Origin of the sequence: Enterovibrio calviensis DSM 14347 (genome assembly GCF_000621165.1) — a bacterium.
In the GTDB taxonomy this organism is placed as follows: Bacteria; Pseudomonadota; Gammaproteobacteria; order Enterobacterales; family Vibrionaceae; genus Enterovibrio; species Enterovibrio calviensis.
Genome location: NZ_JHZA01000007.1, coordinates 396,309 through 415,113 on the forward strand (window position 1 = coordinate 396,309; position 18,805 = coordinate 415,113).

Below are 18,805 nucleotides of genomic sequence, written 5' to 3' on the forward strand. Positions count from 1 at the left end.
GAAATGATTGCTTACTGATAAACAACAAACGCGCCTTGATGGCGCGTTTATTTTTGCATGCTATACATTGGTCGTTTGATCAATAGCGACCAATTTTATCGCCTACTTCAATCAGCATATCAAGCTCCCACCAAATCATTTCACATAGTCCATAACGATATGTGGCCTTCCGAAACGCTGCATGCTCTGACTGATACATGGCATATTTACCACGGTGGAAAAGTCGACACGCTTTGACGTTAGCGAGCCTATCACATGCCTTTACAATGAGGGCTAATCTTGCAGATTCTTCGGACTCATCTAGTTGAACTAATCGCTGATGAAGTTGCTGTTTTTTGGTTTTCCGATCCCCTTGCAATGGATCAGTTACATAGCTAACAGACAATGCGATTGATTCACCGAAGTCATGTACCAACTCGTCAACACTAGTTGTTGTGTCTTCAAGAACATCATGCAGTTGGGCAACGATCATCGCATTGATGCCAAATGGCTGTGCCAGTCGTTCGACATCGTCTAGGTGAACGTAATAAGGGAATTCGCCATAACGTTGTCCTTCATGGCGGGATCTTGCAAATGATTTGGCGAGCAACAAACGGTTGTTCAAAGCGATACCCAAAACGTTAATATGAACAGTAAATCACCATATACCCAAACAACCTGAAGATGCTCGATTTTAGGTTGTTTGGGTATAGAATAAATAAGTGATTCCAATATTCATAGATTATCGCTAGGAATATAAAAAAGAAAACGGCCAATTATTGGCCGCTTTCACATTAATCATCTTTTTTTGATGCTTCGCGCTCTCGGATTTCATTCGCCACTAACATAATGGCTTCTCCGCTACTCATGCCTTGCGCCATCAATGCGTGAATACGATCTGCTGCAACTTGCTGCTCTTCATGCGTCAATCTTGGCATACTGCTCATACGCGACCCCAAATTCTTTCGTTAAGAAGCCGCGTATTCTACTGCCCTAGCCTTGCAATGTCACCTTAGAAGGTAAAAGAGAGTTGCGCAGAACCGCCGTAGCTGTTGTTGTCACTGAACTGAGCAGCGAGATCGAAGTGAACGGTGTTGAAAGGAGACAAACCTAAGCCCATCGTTAGTGTTCCGTCCAACGTATCTTCTAGGTCTTCGATGTAACCACCTCGCACTTGCGCCCAGCCCCAAGCATCAAATTCGGCGCCCAGGCGAATGAGTTGGGTGTTATCTTTAATTGCAGGTCCACTGGTTGCAGTAAAACGCTTTTGCTCGTTCAAATCGATATCAACAGCGACTGTAAAAAGATGAGTAACAAATGCCCCACCGACCGTATACAAAGGGCCAATTTCATAGGTGTAATCTCGGGTGAAGTTCACCGTCTTAATATCTTTCTCAATCAGGTTTTTCGCGGCAAAACCTAACCGGAGAGGTCCACTTTGCCAAGCGGCACCGAGATCGATATTAAATGCACTTTCTTCTGTTTGGTTCGCATCTGAATCCCAATCGTCAGCCTCAAAGTCATTGATCGAAACTTCATAATGATAGGTGTAGTATTTCTGCGATTTAGGTGTAACACCAAGTGCGATTCGCTGACCAGCCAATTCAACGTTACCCGCCAGTGCGAGGCCCACATCAACCACGCCAAACGCCAAAACGCGCGCTTTAGATGTCAATGTTGGTGCTTGGCCTGAACCGACATTCTCTATGGCTGTGATATCTGCATCTTCCACTTCCGGGATAATCACCGCTTCGGTGTAGCCTTTAACATAGAAGTTACCTGAAATGGTCGATGTGGGTATCGCTATCGCCCCACCAACCCCACCACTGGCATAAGCCACTTTATTTTGCAGATTTTCAAGGGCATTGGCCGTTGCCGATATGTTATCTGGATTCTGAGGGTCGTTTGAAAAGCTATCAAATACTCCGCCAAAGTCTTCCAACGCATCGACAAATTCATCAGGATCACGATACTGAATACCAATAACGGGAAGCAATATGCCAAATGCCGCTTCAGGTTCTAAAGCCACCAATGCGGGATTATGAAAACCGGCGGTTAAATAACTGGAAGCCGCGGTGCCCGCTCCTCCCATCGCATCTATTCGTGTATCAATACTGTAGTTTGCTGCAAAAGATGATGCAGACACTAAAGCCAAACTCGTCGCGACTATGCTTTTCTTCATAACCCTGAATTCCATGTCTAAATGTCGATGAAATGGAGACTCATACCCGTGCTCGCACACGCTATCTCTCTGTTTAATTACTAAAATAATGGTAGTCGACGAAATGAATCACAATGGAGACATGTGCCAAAGATGTGACACCACTCATGAGCATGAGAGTGAATGAAAGGGATTGAAGAGATTGAGGAAGTGTTATTAATCCAAGTGATCTTAATCGAAAGGGTTCAACTTGGTTGGGTATGAGGCGAAAAGCGTCATTGGGGAAGGTGCGCTTATTCAGCCGTATTCTTGATTGAGAACTCTTTTAGATCAATGTCAGGCAAATCAATGGACCTTGCAATACGCTGCACGTCTTCAAACAAAATCGCACCCTGCCATCTTCTTTCAATCAGAGCGACGGAAAACCAATATTGCCCATTAGGCACATCGATAACAGGTAACGATGTAGGCAGATTTTTGTCCTTCTCTTCAGACCATATTGGCGCTTCATCTGCATCAGATTGTTGATACAAATTCATCGATAGGAATGGTCGTGGACATGTACTTTTCAAATCAGTAGTTGGGGCGATACGCCAACTTCTGCTGTCCATCCAACTTATTTTTTGTGTCGCGTCTGGCTCGCCAATCAATACCCAAGAAGACCAGCTTTCACCTTCGCTAGACGTTAGAGCAAGCTTATAGAGCCCCGCATGAACCATGCCCGAAACAGCATCAAATTCAAGTTTGAATTGATTCCCGCTCTCTTCATCCATATCGGACAGAATTAACGATTTTTCAGGCCACTCTGCGAAAGACAGTTTTGATACGCCAGTTTTAGAACTGCCATAGATTGAAAATTGATAGTAGACGCGGTTCGGTGTTTGCACTGTCTCTCTGCGTATGACAATGCTTTGTAACCAACTCGGCAGAGACAAACTGCTTAGACTTCTCCCACAATCTTCACTGATCGCCAACGACAATAAATCAGTGAGATGATCATGTTCTGTTTGTGTTTTGTTTTGTTGCCAAGCTTCAACCATTGCATCGAAGCTCTGAGCGGTATTCCCTTCCAATAGACGTTGGTGAGCGGATGTCAGTGCATCAGCGCCACTGAACCAAGCTGCCAATGCATGGGCTGGCAGTAACAGGGTCATCGTCAATGTAATGGATTGAATTACCGCTCGAACCATCAGTGATTTTTCATCCTGTAACCCACGCCCCGAAGTGTTTCGATTTCAATCTCTGGTAGCTTTTGGCGAAGTTGAAGAACATGAGTATCCACCGTGCGAGTGGTTGGATAGTGGTTATAACCCCACACTTGATCTAACAGTTCGTCACGCGTAAATACGCGACCCGCATTTCTCGCCAAAAAAGCGACCAGATCGAATTCTGTGCGCGTGAGTATCACTTCATTTTCACAGTAAATAACACCGCGTGTGGCTAAGTTGATTCGTAAAGCGCCCACCACAATATCATCCGCTTCCGATTCTTCCTCTTCAGACGCAGGCTTACGCAAGTGAACGCGAACACGCGCGAGCAACTCTGCTTCAGCGAAAGGCTTAGTCATATAGTCTGTTGCACCAGAATCTAGGCCACCGACACGATCACGAACAGAAACCATGGCAGTTAACATGATGACTGGAACATCTTTAATCTTCTTCCAGTTAGGAAGCCAAGTCATCGAATCGCCGTCAGGTAGCTGTCGGTCTAACACGACTAAGTCTGCGTCAGCCCACAATGCTTCTACTTTACTCGCTCTATCGGCGTATAAGCATTTGTATCCGTTTTGCTCTAGGCTGGCTAAAAGACCATCAGCCAAGTTTGCGTCATCCTCAACGAGCAACAGTGTCGTTTGGGTCACAAGGTATCTCCAAAATAAATGTAGTTGGAGGGCCAACAAGTCTTAACTTGCCCCCCATCCTTTCAATCATTGATTCAACTATCGTCAAGCCAAGCCCTAAGCCTTGAGCACTAACAAAAGGTTTGCGAATCGTTTTCCAGTCTTTTCCGGTCAACTTTCCTTGATCCTGAACTTGGATCTTAAGTAAACCGTGGCTAATTTCGGCAACCACCTTAACAGGCGCTACACCATATTTCTTTGCATTGCTTATAAGGTTGTCTAATGATGTCGTCAACCAATAAATGTTAACTGCAACAGTACCATCTTCTTTGACAAGCAATTCAACGTCACGTTCTTCACAAAGGTAACCAAGCCATTCTGCAAGGGATGGTATTTCCTCTCTCACCAATTGCTGCTGATTTGATTGCAAGTAATCTTTGCTTGCCTCGGCCAATTGCTTCAAACGCATGGAGTCTTCACACAAACGACGAAATTCGTCATACAGTGGCTCGGGCAGACTATCAAATTTACGGCGAAAACCTTCAACCGTCATCGATAAGCTCGCAATCGGTGTGCGCAATTCATGCGTTAGGATCTGAAGCACTAACATGCGCTCTTGCATCAGTCGACGCTGAACCGTCCATCGGTTGAACACCCAACCCGCTATCCAAAAAAGGTTGATCACCGCCAGTGCAAAGACCAGTTGCGACCAGTAAGACGGAGCTTGTTCTAAATTCCAACAAACATTGCCAATCCGCGATAAACAATACCCGTTGTCGCTTGTTGGAGACGCGACCAAGTCATGTTGTTCTATAAGCGGAAGCCATACTTCGGATCCATAGATCTGATACTGACCACCCGTTCTTACCCAGAGCTCTTCACCAGACAATATGGATTCCGCGCCGCCATTAAGCGCCATGATACCGGTTTCCGGCATTCGCTGAAGTTTACCGAGTAACCTATCAGGTGGCGCCAATAAGCGTTCTTTAATGTGGAAAAACCTCAGTAACTCATCTCTGCGCTCTGGGAATTTATCGACATATTTGTTTGCATAGCTTCCCCCTCCCGGATGGATGAGATTTGAACGAGAAAACCACACCGACGGCAGCCGTGTGTTAAAACACAGAGCACGAGTAAACACTAAAGGGTCTGTGACCAAAGGGCTAACAGGCCAAGCACCTTTACATTTTTCCGACGCTTGGTAGAGCCGTTTAAGATCTTTCAACGGATATTGTGAAGACTGAGGTAGCAAGCTGTCTGGGACAAGTAGCGGTTTAGGATATTCACTGTGAATGGAGTTTAACGCATACGTTGCCATCGGCGGCTCTGCTAAGAGTGACGACCTAAAGGCACTGAGCTGTTCAGAGAATGAGCCGCTTGCCAATACCTGAGGACTGACGATGGCTAGAATGATGAGAAGAAACGTTCGCATGGCGAGAGAATATCATCAAAATATGACTAATTGTCAGTACTTTGTCAGAGTCTCACAAAATAAGAAAAGGCCAGCATTCGCTGGCCTCGTATTCACTGTGAGTCAAAATGTAAGCGTTAAAATCAAATCGCTTTAGCGATTGCCTCAACACTTTCTTTTGCATCACCAAATAGCATCGCTGTGTTCTCTTTAAAGAACAATGGGTTTTGAACACCCGCGTAGCCTGTGTTCATTGAGCGCTTAAATACAATCACGTTCTTTGCATTCCACACTTCAAGAACCGGCATGCCCGCGATCGGGCTATTTGGATCTTCCATTGCTGCTGGGTTAACGGTGTCATTAGCACCTATGACCAATACCGTATCTGTTTCTGGGAAATCCTCATTGATTTCATCCATTTCCAACACGATGTCATAAGGTACTTTCGCTTCAGCCAACAATACGTTCATGTGTCCAGGTAGACGACCCGCTACAGGGTGAATACCGAAACGAACATTGATGCCTTTTGCACGAAGCTTAGCGGTGATGTCGTGCACTGGGTATTGCGCCTGAGCAACCGCCATGCCGTATCCCGGTGTGATAATCACTGAGCGTGAGTCTTTCAACATTTCAGCCACTTCTTCGGCCGAAATTTCTCTGTGCTCGCCGTATTCAACGTCGGTCGCAGTGGAAACTGTCTGACCGAAACCACCCGCGATCACGCTGATGAAAGAACGGTTCATTGCCTTACACATGATGTAAGAAAGAATCGCCCCCGAAGAACCCACCAATGCGCCTGTGACGATCAGTAGGTCGTTTGCCAGCATGAAACCTGCCGCTGCCGCTGCCCAACCTGAGTAAGAGTTCAGCATTGAAACCACAACTGGCATATCCGCACCACCGATGGATGCAACCAAGTGATAACCAAACGCAAAAGCAATTAAGGTCATAATGATCAGAGCAAACAGGCTGCCATCCGCCTTCACGAAGTAAAGCATCAACAGTGTTGAAACCACAATCGCAGCCAAATTCAGCTTGTGCTTGTGTGGAAGGTTTAACGCTGAAGACGAAATAATGCCGCGTAGTTTACCAAAGGCAACAATCGAACCTGTAAAGGTTACCGCACCGATGAAGACACCCAAGAACACTTCCACCATATGGATAACGTGCTCAGTGTGCGCGAATTCGCCGCTGTATTCTGGCGGAGCTAGAAAACTGTTGAAACCAACAAGAACCGCCGCCATACCTACGAAGCTGTGAAGTACAGCAACGAGTTCTGGCATTTCAGTCATTTCAACTTTCTTGGCGTAGTAAATACCAATGGCACCACCAATGATCATCGCAATGATAATCCAAGTTATGCCTTGTGAGTATGGGCCAAAGATAGTTGCTATCAATGCAATCGTCATACCCGCGATACCGTAATAGTTACCGGCTCTCGCTGACTCTTGTTTGGACAATCCCGCCAAACTCAAGATAAAAAATAGTGCCGCAACAATATATGCCGCTTGTGCTAGTCCTGCAGACATTCCTTGTTACTCCTCTTAATCTTTACGGAACATTTCAAGCATGCGCTTGGTGACGGTAAATCCGCCAAAAATGTTGATGCTTGCAATGAGAACCGCAATAAATGCGAGGAAAGAAACAACACCATTGCCTTGACCGATTTGCAGCAACGCGCCCACAACAATAATGCCCGAGATCGCGTTGGTGACAGACATCAACGGTGTATGCAGCGCATGGGTGACATTCCAAACGACGTAGTAACCAACAACACATGCCAATACGAATACGGTGAAATGCGACAAAAATGCTGGTGGCGCAACGGAAGCAACCCAACCAAACGCACCCAACGCAGCAACCAAACCAACCAGTTTTTTCACTGGAGATGTCGGCTGTTCTTCTTTCACGGCTTTTGCAGCTGGCGCTGCTTCAACTTTCGCTTGAGGCTGAGCAGACACTTGAATTGGAGGAGCAGGCCAAGTGATTTCGCCTTCCTTAACGACTGTTACACCGCGAAGTACAACGTCTTCGAAATCGATGTCGATGTTACCGTCTTTCTCTTTACACAGAAGCTTCATCAGGTTGACAAGGTTCGTGCCGTAAAGTTGGGAAGATTGGGTAGGTAGGCGGCTGACCATGTCTGTGTAACCAACGATTTTCACGCCATTATCCGTTACAACGACTTTGTCTGCTTCGGTATATTCACAGTTACCACCGTTAGCTGCAGCGAGATCGACAATCACGCTACCCGCACTCATTGAATCCACCATTTCTTTCGTGATCAATTTCGGTGCTGGGCGGCCAGGAATAAGCGCCGTTGTAATAATGATGTCTACATCTTTTGCTTGTTCTGCATATAGCTCTGCGGCCTTGCGATTGAAGTCGTCTGACATTTCCTTCGCATAACCATCGCCACTGCCCGCTTGTTCTTCGAAAGCAACTTCGAGGAACTGCGCGCCCATACTTTCTACTTGTTCTTTCACTTCAGGGCGAACATCAAAAGCACGGACGATAGCGCCAAGACTGCCTGCCGCACCAATGGCGGCAAGACCCGCGACGCCAGCGCCAGCAACGAATACTTTTGCCGGTGGAACCTTACCTGCGGCGGTGATTTGACCCGTAAAGAAACGACCAAACTCATGGGCGGCTTCTACAACAGCACGGTAACCGGCGATGTTAGCCATTGAACTCAACGCATCTAGCGCTTGTGCACGTGAGATACGTGGCACGGCATCCATAGCAAGAACGTTGATTTTCTTTGAGGTGAGTTGCTGCATCAGTTCTTCATTCTGGGCTGGCCAGATAAAGCTCACAAGGGTGGCCCCTTCTTTGATGCGCGCTATTTCGTCAACACTGTCATCTGCATTTTTCACAGGCGCGTTAACTTTGAAGATGATGTCTGACTGCCAAACGGTATCGGCATCAGTCACTGTTGCTCCAGCCTGCTCGAAAGCAGCGTTGTCAAAACTTGCTAGTAAACCAGCATTATTTTCTACAACAACCTCGAAGCCCATTTTGATCAACTGCTCAACCGTTTTAGGGGTAGCAGCCACTCGCGTCTCGTGCGCAAGTATTTCTTTTGGAACACCAATTTGCATAGTAAGTCCCTGACTATTGGCAATGGAAGTGATTTGTTTGTATCGAACTGAAAAGGCTTAATCAAGCGATTTGTAGTAAAAATACAAAAATAATCAGTAACAAGCGTAAAACAAAATAAATCTTAATGACTTTTAGTAATAAAATAACGTCATTTATTTGTGGACAGAGGTCATACCTCCGCAATAGCGCTAATGTTAAAGTACTGATTAGATGTTAATTTCGCTGCAAAACTTTATGATCAAACAAACTTTCAGTCTGAATACCAACACTTGGTGTACTTTTTTACCTGAAGTGAAGCAATTTGCGTTGATCTCAATCATCTAGCTAAACATTCTTTCGCCCATCTGATCGATAAATAGTTGAGACTTTTTAATCATCAGGTCGGTAGCTCCGGCTTCGCTTGGAAGCAGATCTGAGCGAATGAAATTGTGTGTTTTGATCTCGCCATCGAACTCTTTACAAATACGACCGCAAATTCTGAATTGACCACCCTCAGACTTTGGTTCTGGATAGATTGAATATCCTTTGTATTCCGTTGGTTCAATTTGCTTACTTGGTTTTTCACTGTCGCCAAACAGCCAGCTAAACAATCCCACTTAATGTCCCTCTCAATGTTTACGGTATGGTAAACATACTGACGAAGTGCAGTGATCTTGTCTATACCAAACAACCTGAAGAATACCTTCCTTAAAGCGAGTTTACTGACACTTTGTTCGGTGTTGTCCCTTTTTGATCAGGCTCACTACCTCAGCAAAGGGACGCCTTGATCATCGCGCGAGTCAATTTCGCTGAATCCTAGATCTTCTGGTTGTTTGGGTATATTGATTTAAGGGCACAGTATGGGCAAATAGGCAGGTATTATTGAAGGGTGTTAAGCAAACGGCATTTCTCAAAAAGAGAGGTTGCCACAGCGGCTAAAAACAAAAAACGCCGGTTCGTCACCAGCGTTTTATAAATCGTATCGGATGTCTTACAAATTGCAGTGTAAAAATTAACGGATTAGCCCGATATCGCGCTTAATGTGTTCTGGCAAGTCGTTGGTTGAACGAATCGCTTTGTTTACATCGTGCTTGCGCAGTACGTCCTTCGCATGGGCAATCAATCCTTTGAAAGTAACCGCATAGTTTTTTTGCACTTTTTCAACAGAAGTCATGGACGGGCCAAAATCTACAAACTGCGTCATTGTTGCCTCACTATGTGATTGTCTTTTCGAAACAAATAGTAGTCATAAACTAAGCGTTTATGAAATGACATTAATTACTCATTAAGATTAGATTTTCTAATGTGACTGCTAATTTCGAGGTCCCCCAACACGCTGTTCATAGACGATGCGCAAAGTGTTAAGCATTGAAACCTTAGCGCTACGCATTAACTAATTTTATTTATCATTGCATTTTCATTCTGGTAACATCTTGCTTTAACAACTGCGCTTGAGGCGATTTTGCTCTCCTTCATATCTAAACACTCATCACTTCTACTTTTACTTGCAGCCTTCGTCGGTTTTGTATTTCCCACGCAATCAGCAGCTGCACTTCCCTATTTGCCTTATGTATTGTTTGCCTTGATGCTTTTTACACTGATGGGCATCGATCAACGTATGTTGGTAAAAGCGCTGTTTAATCGTTCTGCTTGGGGGTATTCATTAGTTCATGGCGGAGTGACCACGTTCATCGTTTCATGTGTCGCTTTAGCATTTGGAGCGAGTACAGAACTGCTTTTGGCTGTGACGGCTGTGTGCGCGACAGGTAGCTTATTTGCCACCCCAGCAATTGTGCGTTCAATGGGGTTTGAACCTTTAACCGCGATGGCTTTTACTATTGCTAGCACCTTAATGATGCCAATCATTTTATATCTTAACCTTGCGGTATTCAGTGGTGACGACTTCTCGCTCGATTTACAAAGCTACTGCTTACGAATGGTCATATTCATATTCGGCCCAATGGCAATGGCTTACTTCATCCACAAGAATGTCGCAAAGAGTCACCTCTCCCGTATTCACAGTAAACTTGCGCAGTTTACGATTATTTTGGTCTTCAGTTTCCCATTTGGTTTATCCGGTCAATTTCGCCTGCTTTGGGACAATAACAGGGACTTCGCCATCAATATGCTGTTTTTGGCAGTGGGCATTTGCGTATTGTTCTTCGTGATTGGATTACTTTTTTACTGGCGCAAGGGGAAAGAGCAAGCCTATGTGGCTGCGATTACGTCGGGGAATAGAAACGTGTTACTAACTTACTCGGTAGCAGGCGTTTTTTTGGGTCCCTTGTACTTACCCCTCATCGGTGCGTTACAACTGCCCATCTACTTGCAACCTATTGTTGTCAAGTTTTTACTCAAACGAATACCTTAACGCTAATTAGGCACAACCGTGAATTAACACGTTCACAGTAATGCTTCATGATCCTAAACTAGCAAGATTCCGAGATGCCATGTATTGTTTGGTGGGCCCAACCAATCTGTAATATCTGTAATATCTGGCATTTTGGGTGAAAGCGGCAATTCAGCCGCTCACTACCGGAACAAAATAGACTAACGATAGCCAAGCACTTACCCAAAAAGCGATCAATCCAAAGTCTAACCAATCACGTTTCTCTATCATGACGTTATTCCTTCTTGTCGTATCTCTGCCTTAATTCTTATATCGACAACTCAGTTAATTACTTAAATGAATTGTGCGTATAAGTATTGAGTCCTTCGCATAGCGTTTTAACGCCTTCATTTCATAGACGGCAAAAACTCGCCATGTTTCCCAAACAATGCAATTTTTAGGCACATTTGTGATTTAGAACTCAAAAAACAGGAAGGTAATTGAAGATAGCGGCACGAATCGCCGCTAAATCAACCGATTAGTTGGAATGCTAATCTGAGGAACAAACAGGACAAGGGACATAATTCGCGCAAGTGGTCGGCATCACGGCAAGGGATTCTTGCGCTCTGGCATACTCGATAAAGCTCTCTGACAAGGTGACGTCAATAGAGAACGGAGGCTCTGCGAGATGTTTCAACGAGTCGTAGCCCTCTTTACCTTGCGAAGTATAAGCCGATGAAACAACGGTATAAACGCTATCGGGCTCTATGGCTAGCCATTCGCCATCTTGATTAAGGTACTCAAGAACCGTAATGCGTTCACCTTTTGGCTTGTCACATTCGTAGCGGTAATTTAGACCCGCAGTATATGGAAAGCTTCCATCACCCGTACCTTCAATACAGTTGTTCGTTGCGTTATCGATCGCCCCTTCGAGGGCTTGCATCACCTGAAGCCCTGTCGGCTTATACAACATCAGATCGATAGCAAAAGGCAACAGACGACCCGCCACTTCTGCAGCAGTCAACTTGCCTTGCTCTAAACTGACACGCACACCACCTGCATTATGAATGGCAAAGTCCACTTGGTGACCGCGCTCGCGAGCCGCATACAAGAAGCCTTCACATACTAGCGGTGCGATTTCGCTTCCCCCTTTCTCATCGGGAACACGAATATGACGCAAACGAGCTGGTAATCGAGTGACAACGTCACTCTTTAATTTCTCAACGGCTGGCTTATATCGCTCATTTAGGACTGTTTTTATCTCTTCATCACCACGGCAATGGAGGACATTAGGTTGTTGCGCCAAGTACTCTTTCGCTAGGGTAAATGCTTCTGCGGGTAAACGTTGATCCCATGAAGCGTCCATGGCCAAGCTGCGTCCCAGCATCAGATAGTTACCGCCACTGTAATCAGACACTCTACCTTGCGCATCTAGCGTAACGCGTAACTTACCCAGCGCAAAAGAATGACAGCCCGCTTGTACCACCAGCGTGTCCTGAATTAATCGCCCATATGACCCCATGTCACCTAAGCCGAGGTTACTAAAGTCCCCTTGCAATACGTGGCTGTGACCACCAACGATGACAGAAAGCCCATCAACCTCTTCTGCCATTTTTAAGTCCTGATCGTAACCAAGGTGGCTAAGCAGAATGATGTGATTAGTGCCAAGGTGCTGTTTGATGTGCGCAACGGTATCCACAATCGTTTGCTTGGCATTCATGAACGGCGTATCAGCATCAGGCATCGCGATGTCAGCCATCTTGTCGAGAGCAACACTAAATATCGCGACATTCTGATCGCCAAACTGCTTGAGCATCACACTCGCGATCTTGTTAACGGGGTCGTATGGAAGCAGTTGACGCTTGCCCTTCACAGGGCACGGTTTTTGATCGCACTCATTGCTGACATCCCAATTTCCTGCAAGTAGTGGGAAATTGATTTGGTCAAGAAGGCGCGACACGGATGCGTTGCCAAGATCGAGCTCGTGGTTGCCTAACGCCATGGCATCAGGCCGAAGTAAATTGAGCATTGTGGCATTGGCTTCGCCTTTAAAAAGGCTGTAATACAAGGTGCCTTGAAAGCAATCCCCCGCATGTAGAAACAAGAAACCATCTGTTGTTGACGTCGTTTCTTCTTTGAAAGATTTAACCACGGAAGAAATACGCGCAAATCCGCCGACATTTGCATAGATGCGTTCATCGAGACCAGGAATTGCCAATGACATAGGCGTCGGTTCGAAATGGGAGTGGGTATCATTGATGTGCGCGATAGCAAGCGTTATGGACGTGAAGTTAGGCATGATTTCCTTTATGCGTTTCACAAAACAAGAGTGTATCAAACTCTGAGTCTAGAGAACACATATCACAGTTTTGTTGCAACTCACTTTATTAACCCCAGCAAGGACTACCATCAAGGCCAGCCAGCACAAGGCTATTGCCTCTTTATTATGGGAATTGAGGGTAACTAAATTAGGGGATTTGAGGGTAACTAAACGCAATAAATGAGAAGAATTTCATCGCTCCACCAAGCAGCAAACTGATCATGGCGGCATACCACCATTTCATTTCTTCTGTTGAGAGACTTTGGATATTGAAGAGAACGACATTCAACCGATGCCATTTATGGGTTCGAAAAGCATATTGGAAAGCACACCGCACCAGCATCACTAATCCTGTGACCAACAGAACTGTTTCAATCGCGTGTGCAATGACTGGCAGCAAACCGTGTACCTACCTTTTTCCTCGAATAGTGAAAATAGTACAAAAGGGCAGCGAATATTCAACGTTTTATTCACATTGAAATGAGAGTTCGTGAAGTCAGATGAATAATCCGATCATAAACACGAAGGTGCACATCGATGATCATTCAATGATGAAAAGGAACAAAAGGGCAACACCCGTGCCCTTTATACCCAGCGTTCTTTACTCAATCGGTTAATACGCCATTCTGGTAGTCGCGAACAGCTTGGTTAATTTCATCCATTGAGTTCATCACAAACGGTCCGTAGTGCACCACAGGTTCATCAATAGGTAGACCCGACAGAATCAGCGCCCCGGCATCTTCTGAAGCAGTAAGCTCTAGTAAGTCCCCTGCCGAAAGCTGAACCATGTGTCCTTGATTAACTAACTGGTTTGCAATATCAATCGTTCCTTTATAGACATACATGTTCATTTGATAGTCTGATGGCACCGCTAGTTTGCGCGTTTCACCCGCACTTGCACGCCAATCCGCAATAAATGTTTCAACGCCTGTCGATTGTAGAGGTCCAACAACTTCCGCAGTGTCTTCAGTCGCGCTTCCAGAAATCACGCGTAGAAGGTTGTTCTCTGTCCCGTATTCATTGATTTCGGGCGCTTGAAAATCATGATATTGCGCTGGATTCATTTTCTTTGCCGCAGGCAAGTTAATCCAAATTTGGAATCCGTGCAGCTCACCATCATTCATGATAGGCATTTCGCTATGAATCACGCCTTTTCCTGCAGACATCCATTGAGCGCCACCACTACTCAGCTCGCCGACATTCCCCATATGGTCTTTATGCTGAAAATGCCCTTTCAACATATAGGTCAGTGTTTCAATACCACGGTGAGGATGCGGTGGAAAACCACCAACGTAATCATCCGGATTGTCGCTTTTCAATTCATCGATCATCAAGAAAGGGCTGAATTTCGAATCGTTAAATCCATGTACACGACTGATTTTAACGCCGTCTCCATCTTTTGATGCATGAGATCGAATAACGCGCAGTACTGTTCTGATATTCATAACTTTCTCCTTAATTAGCGTTATTCTAGTGCTGGGTGGAGCGTAAAAAAACTAGGCTACGAGGAACAAGTTGTTCTGATTTTTCGAACAATCACTGGTTGTTTATCACGATAAACAAAGGATATTGCTTCTCAGCACGTAAATTATTTGCTGTTCCCACGAGTACATCTTTGATACCTATACCCTAAGAGCCCCCTAACAACCGACTAACAAACTGAAGGAGCTTGAGGGAAATCTTCCGGTTCAAGTTATGAATACGCGATAGAAGGAAGTTACTCAGCGTGTAGCTAAGGGCAAATGTACAATTCAAGGATGAATTTAATGATCGAATGGAAAGCCAATCACCTTTGGTATCATGACGATAATTTCCGTTGTTTCGGCGTCGATATCGGGCAACGAATGGCGGTCATACGTCTGGCTGATGGCGAATTGTTGGTGCATAACCCCTGTGAGTTAACAGAACAACTCAAAAGCCAAATCAATGCGCTTGGCAAAGTACGTTGCGTCACGACAGCCAACCACACAATGCATCAATCATTGTCAGACTGGTGGCTGACATATTCAGAAGCGTATTTCTATTCTGCTCCTGGTCTTGCCACGAAACGTTCTGACATTGGGTTTGATGGCGAACTAACGTCAAAGTCTTCCCCTGTGTGGCGAAACCAACTCTATCAAACTGTTTTACGTGGCAATGATCAGCGTGAAGATGTCGTTTTCTGTGACCCAATAAGCCGAACGCTTGTCATTGGAGAAAGCATTATGCTTTTGAACAAAGGATGTCTAATACGGAAACTGGTGGGCAAATCAACAGGGTGTCACATCCATGCCCGTGTTCCTTTCTATGAGAGGTATCGTGTCACCGATCCCAAGCTGCTACGGCGTTCTCTTCAAGAAATACTCACGTGGCCTTTTGACCATATCCTTCCGGTTCACGGCGACCCCATCGAAGGCGATGGGAAGAAAAAACTCGCAGCAGCATATGGCTGGGTGCTCAACCATTAACACCCTAAAAATCACAGGAAAGTAATTCATAGCCCTTTGTATTCAAGTCGCTATAATTGGGCATAATTTTTTCACCCGTATCAACAGAAGCAGTTCATGAAACAGAATATTTTAACCTTTTTCAAAGGAATGGCGATGGGAGCGGCAGACGTTGTTCCCGGCGTTTCAGGCGGTACAATCGCTTTCATTACCGGCATCTATGACACCCTGTTAGAGAGTATTCGTCGCGTTAACCCTTCCCTATTTTCACTATGGCGAAAAGAAGGCTTTTCCGCGGTATGGAAACACGTCAACGGTACGTTTCTTTCTTCATTGTTGGCAGGCATTCTCACTGCAATTCTCACGCTGGCAAAAGCTGTTTCTTATGCGCTAACTGAACACCCTATCGTGATCTGGTCGTTCTTCTTTGGCCTGATCGTCGCCTCAGCGATACACATGATTAAGCAAGTCGAACGCTGGTCAGTCAAAGAAATCCTCTTTGCGATCGTCGGTGCCGTCTTTGCCTACAGCATCACAGTGGCCAATCCGGTCTCTATGGAATTCAACATGCTGACGGTATTCATCGCAGGTTCCATTGCTATCTGTGCCATGATTCTGCCAGGGATCTCTGGCAGCTTCATTCTGTTGCTTCTTGGTATGTATGGCCCAGTGCTAGATGCAGTGAAGAGCCTCCAAATCCCGATTCTTGCTCTGTTTGCTCTTGGCTGTTTAGTCGGCCTGTTAAGCTTCTCTCATGTGCTGTCTTGGCTGCTGCGCTGTTACCGTGGTTTCACCATCGCCTTTTTAACGGGCTTATTGATTGGTGCGCTAGGCAAGGTATGGCCTTGGAAAGAAGTCATCAGCTTCCGTACAAACTCTTCGGGTGAACAAGTGCCTCTTATTGAGAAAGCCCTATCGCCAATGGCGTTTGAAACCGCCACCGGTCAACCGTCATTGTTGCCAATTGCACTTGTGATGATGGTCGTAGGTTTTGGACTGGTTCTCGGCCTCGAAAAAGTCTCACAAAAACTCGAAGACTAATTTCCATCACTTTACCGTTCCTCTTTACGCGAACGAGTGTCAATCAATAACAAGGGGCTGCTTAGGCAGCCCCTTTTCTTATCACTAGTTTCAAGACCTTACTCACATAGCGTCACCAGAGAAAGTGATACACTTTTTAATGTTCATTCCTCAAAAATAGTCATCATGAAAACCAGCTTTGCAATCGGTCGTCGTTTCGTCGATATTATTTTTGTCATCGTTTTTCTAGCTATCGGTTATGTTTTTGCTGACCGCTTTCTCTTTTCAGCATCAAGCGAAACCTTCATTGAAGAGGACTATTGCACGCTTGGCACCATGACCTGTCATTTTCCATCTGCCAACGCGCTCTTATCTACCAATAGCGTTAAACCCTTAGTGCCATCCCAACTCGATGTGACTATTGCTGACAGCAACGCACCGCATCTGCTGCTGGCCTTAGAAGGTGTGGAAATGAACATGGGCATATATAAGCTCAAATTGACGCGGTCTATAAACAATCAATTCACTGGCGACGTGATGCTACCCATTTGCATGGACGACGAAATGACATGGCGAGGCACAATAAGTAGCCCAGATAACGCCACTATATTGCCTGTAGAAATAAGGATGAAACGATGAAAACCAAAATCATCATACTGGCGCTAGCATTGGTGGCGGGATTGGGCGCTCGGTATATGGTCGAACAAAACCAAACACCCGACATTGTTGTGGAGTTGGGCAAATTACAAAGTGGTGACCAAACAGTCCAACTTTTTGATACCACGGATGAAAGATTACGCGTTCTCTATTTTGGCTATGCACATTGTCCAGATGTTTGCCCAACGTCGCTCGCTATTCTTTCGGCGGCTTTGAAGTCATTACCCGAAGAAACATTAGCAGGCGTACGCCCCATTTTCGTTACCCTCGACCCGAAGAGAGATGACGCAGACGTGGCGAAAGAGTATGCAGGCTATTTCCACCCAATGCTTGAAGGCACGAGCGGTAGCGTGGAAGCCATTGACGCGTTGGCTAAGAAATATGGCGTGCTTTACCAAATCACAGAATTAGAAGACTCGGCAATGGAATACGCCGTTGACCACAGTTCCTACTTCTATTTCTTGAAACCAGATGGCACCTTAATTGAAAAAGTGCCACACACTTTGAACCCCAACATGGTGTCTGATGCTATCGAACGTTTAGGCCCGAGTGCTAAGCGTTAATAACAGCCATCTTTTCCGCGTTCTCTATGTGTTCCACGCTGAACCCATGCGCCGAATGTGAGTTTTTACCGAAAACTGAATGTTAGAAAAAGGAGTTTCGATGAAACCAGCCCCCCTGATATGTTCATTACTCGCTGGAGTATTCTCATTATCAGTCAATGCAGCCATTGAACTGACTGACCCTTATGCGCGAGCAACACCGCCAAGAGCGCCCAACAGCGCTGCGTTTATGATCATTAGTAACACAGGCAGTGAAGCAGTCAGTTTGATCCGTGCCGAAAGCCCCGCAGCTGGAACCGTCGAACTTCATAACCATGTAATGGATGAAGGCATGATGAAAATGCGACAAGTTGACAGCATTGAAGTACCCAGCCACGGAAAAGCAACCTTAGAGCCTGGTGGCTTACATATCATGCTGTTCGATCTCTCTGCCCCATTAAAAGATGGCGAACGCCTTCCTTTAACTTTGCACTTCTCAAATGGTACAGAGGTCACACAATCTATTCCCATTACGAGGGCAATGGTTGAATCAAAAATGAAACACGGCCACGATAGTCATTAGAAATTGCTAAAATTCTAAGTATTTATGCTGACGTGTGACTTAGATTTTTGGGCAGTATCAACATTGAGGCGTACATCAAATGCCATCTGGCGGCAAAATAGTGATTCGCAGTCTATGTTTATACTGCAACCAGTTATTCAACAGGTAAAAAGCAGTAAAAGGCAACCCAACAAAAACAATGAGGTTTTAACTATGAAAATTCGTCTTCTAGCGTTAGCAGCAATTGCATCCAGCGCAGTTCTAGCTGGTTGTTCAAACAACTCAGCGCTTGAGCAAAGTGTTGCAGATCTGTCATCTAAAGTAGATTCTCTTTCAAACCAAGTTTCTTCTCTACAAGGTGATGTTGCTGATGTAGCAGCTGCAACCGCTTTATCTTATGACGAAGCAGCACGTGCGAACGAGCGTATTGACAACATGGCGCAGTCTTACACTAAGTAAGCCGTCTTGTAAGTCTCT

20 protein-coding genes are annotated in these 18,805 nt (G+C 45.4%); 7 read left to right on the forward strand and 13 right to left on the reverse strand.

The window, feature by feature from the left end:
- Positions 1-79 precede the first annotated feature (79 nt).
- From Q365_RS0106675 to Q365_RS0106730, 10 genes are all read right to left on the reverse strand, one after another.
- The gene (locus tag Q365_RS0106675) at positions 80-604 is read right to left on the reverse strand and encodes an HD domain-containing protein (protein ID WP_028022617.1); all 525 of its coding nucleotides are present in this window, start codon (positions 602-604) and stop codon (positions 80-82) included.
- A 169-nt stretch (positions 605-773) separates the two neighbouring features.
- A complete protein-coding gene (locus tag Q365_RS26370; protein WP_081796177.1) occupies positions 774-926 on the reverse strand; it encodes a YoaH family protein in 153 nt (50 codons plus the stop codon).
- A gap of 65 nt (positions 927-991) precedes the next feature.
- Positions 992-2,161: a conjugal transfer protein TraF gene (locus Q365_RS0106685; protein WP_028022618.1), complete on the reverse strand. Its 1,170-nt coding sequence runs from the start codon at positions 2,159-2,161 to the stop codon at positions 992-994.
- Between the two features lie 272 nt (positions 2,162-2,433).
- Positions 2,434-3,330 carry a DUF2861 family protein gene (locus Q365_RS0106695; RefSeq protein WP_028022619.1) on the reverse strand — a complete coding sequence of 299 codons (897 nt, stop codon included), beginning with the start codon at positions 3,328-3,330 and terminating at the stop codon, positions 2,434-2,436.
- A complete protein-coding gene (locus Q365_RS0106700; RefSeq protein ID WP_028022620.1) occupies positions 3,330-4,001 on the reverse strand; it encodes a response regulator transcription factor in 672 nt (223 codons plus the stop codon). The genes Q365_RS0106695 and Q365_RS0106700 overlap by 1 nt, the downstream gene beginning before the upstream one ends.
- Positions 3,973-5,412, reverse strand: a complete 1,440-nt coding sequence (locus Q365_RS0106705) for an ATP-binding protein (protein WP_028022621.1) — start codon at positions 5,410-5,412, stop codon at positions 3,973-3,975. The genes Q365_RS0106700 and Q365_RS0106705 overlap by 29 nt, the downstream gene beginning before the upstream one ends.
- Positions 5,413-5,534: 122 nt before the next feature.
- Positions 5,535-6,920, reverse strand: coding sequence for a Re/Si-specific NAD(P)(+) transhydrogenase subunit beta (pntB, locus tag Q365_RS0106710; RefSeq protein ID WP_028022622.1), 1,386 nt, complete (start codon positions 6,918-6,920; stop codon positions 5,535-5,537).
- Positions 6,921-6,935: 15 nt separating this feature from the next.
- Positions 6,936-8,492, reverse strand: coding sequence for a Re/Si-specific NAD(P)(+) transhydrogenase subunit alpha (pntA, locus tag Q365_RS0106715; RefSeq protein WP_028022623.1), 1,557 nt, complete (start codon positions 8,490-8,492; stop codon positions 6,936-6,938).
- Between the two features lie 321 nt (positions 8,493-8,813).
- A complete protein-coding gene (locus Q365_RS0106725; RefSeq protein ID WP_028022624.1) occupies positions 8,814-9,089 on the reverse strand; it encodes an HlyU family transcriptional regulator in 276 nt (91 codons plus the stop codon).
- Positions 9,090-9,484: 395 nt separating this feature from the next.
- Positions 9,485-9,676 carry a hypothetical protein gene (locus tag Q365_RS0106730; RefSeq protein WP_028022625.1) on the reverse strand — a complete coding sequence of 64 codons (192 nt, stop codon included), beginning with the start codon at positions 9,674-9,676 and terminating at the stop codon, positions 9,485-9,487.
- 258 nt (positions 9,677-9,934) lie between these two features.
- On the opposite strand from Q365_RS0106730, the gene Q365_RS0106735 reads away from it, so the two are divergent.
- A complete protein-coding gene (locus tag Q365_RS0106735; protein WP_028022626.1) occupies positions 9,935-10,843 on the forward strand; it encodes a hypothetical protein in 909 nt (302 codons plus the stop codon).
- 508 nt (positions 10,844-11,351) lie between these two features.
- Here Q365_RS0106735 and Q365_RS0106745 read toward each other — a convergent pair.
- From Q365_RS0106745 to Q365_RS0106755, 3 genes are all read right to left on the reverse strand, one after another.
- On the reverse strand, positions 11,352-13,100 hold the full coding sequence (locus Q365_RS0106745; protein ID WP_028022627.1) for a bifunctional metallophosphatase/5'-nucleotidase: 1,749 nt from the start codon (positions 13,098-13,100) through the stop codon (positions 11,352-11,354).
- Positions 13,101-13,269: 169 nt separating this feature from the next.
- Complete coding sequence (locus Q365_RS0106750) at positions 13,270-13,521, reverse strand: hypothetical protein (protein ID WP_028022628.1); 252 nt, start codon at positions 13,519-13,521, stop codon at positions 13,270-13,272.
- Between the two features lie 205 nt (positions 13,522-13,726).
- Entirely contained in the window at positions 13,727-14,566 is an 840-nt protein-coding gene (locus tag Q365_RS0106755) for a pirin family protein (RefSeq protein WP_028022629.1), read from the reverse strand.
- A 321-nt stretch (positions 14,567-14,887) separates the two neighbouring features.
- Between Q365_RS0106755 and Q365_RS0106760 the strand changes: the two genes are divergently transcribed.
- The 6 genes from Q365_RS0106760 to Q365_RS0106785 all read left to right on the forward strand — a co-directional run bounded on the left by Q365_RS0106760 (position 14,888) and on the right by Q365_RS0106785 (position 18,787).
- On the forward strand, positions 14,888-15,568 hold the full coding sequence (locus Q365_RS0106760) for an MBL fold metallo-hydrolase (protein ID WP_028022630.1): 681 nt from the start codon (positions 14,888-14,890) through the stop codon (positions 15,566-15,568).
- Between the two features lie 96 nt (positions 15,569-15,664).
- Positions 15,665-16,588 (forward strand): DUF368 domain-containing protein, encoded by a 924-nt coding sequence (locus Q365_RS0106765; protein WP_028022631.1) that lies wholly within the window; start codon positions 15,665-15,667, stop codon positions 16,586-16,588.
- Between the two features lie 165 nt (positions 16,589-16,753).
- Positions 16,754-17,206: a hypothetical protein gene (locus Q365_RS0106770; RefSeq protein ID WP_028022632.1), complete on the forward strand. Its 453-nt coding sequence runs from the start codon at positions 16,754-16,756 to the stop codon at positions 17,204-17,206.
- Positions 17,203-17,787, forward strand: coding sequence for an SCO family protein (locus tag Q365_RS0106775; protein WP_028022633.1), 585 nt, complete (start codon positions 17,203-17,205; stop codon positions 17,785-17,787). The genes Q365_RS0106770 and Q365_RS0106775 overlap by 4 nt, the downstream gene beginning before the upstream one ends.
- 100 nt (positions 17,788-17,887) lie before the next feature.
- Positions 17,888-18,349 (forward strand): copper chaperone PCu(A)C, encoded by a 462-nt coding sequence (locus tag Q365_RS0106780; RefSeq protein ID WP_028022634.1) that lies wholly within the window; start codon positions 17,888-17,890, stop codon positions 18,347-18,349.
- A 192-nt stretch (positions 18,350-18,541) separates the two neighbouring features.
- On the forward strand, positions 18,542-18,787 hold the full coding sequence (locus Q365_RS0106785) for an LPP leucine zipper domain-containing protein (RefSeq protein WP_028022635.1): 246 nt from the start codon (positions 18,542-18,544) through the stop codon (positions 18,785-18,787).
- Positions 18,788-18,805: the final 18 nt, after the last annotated feature.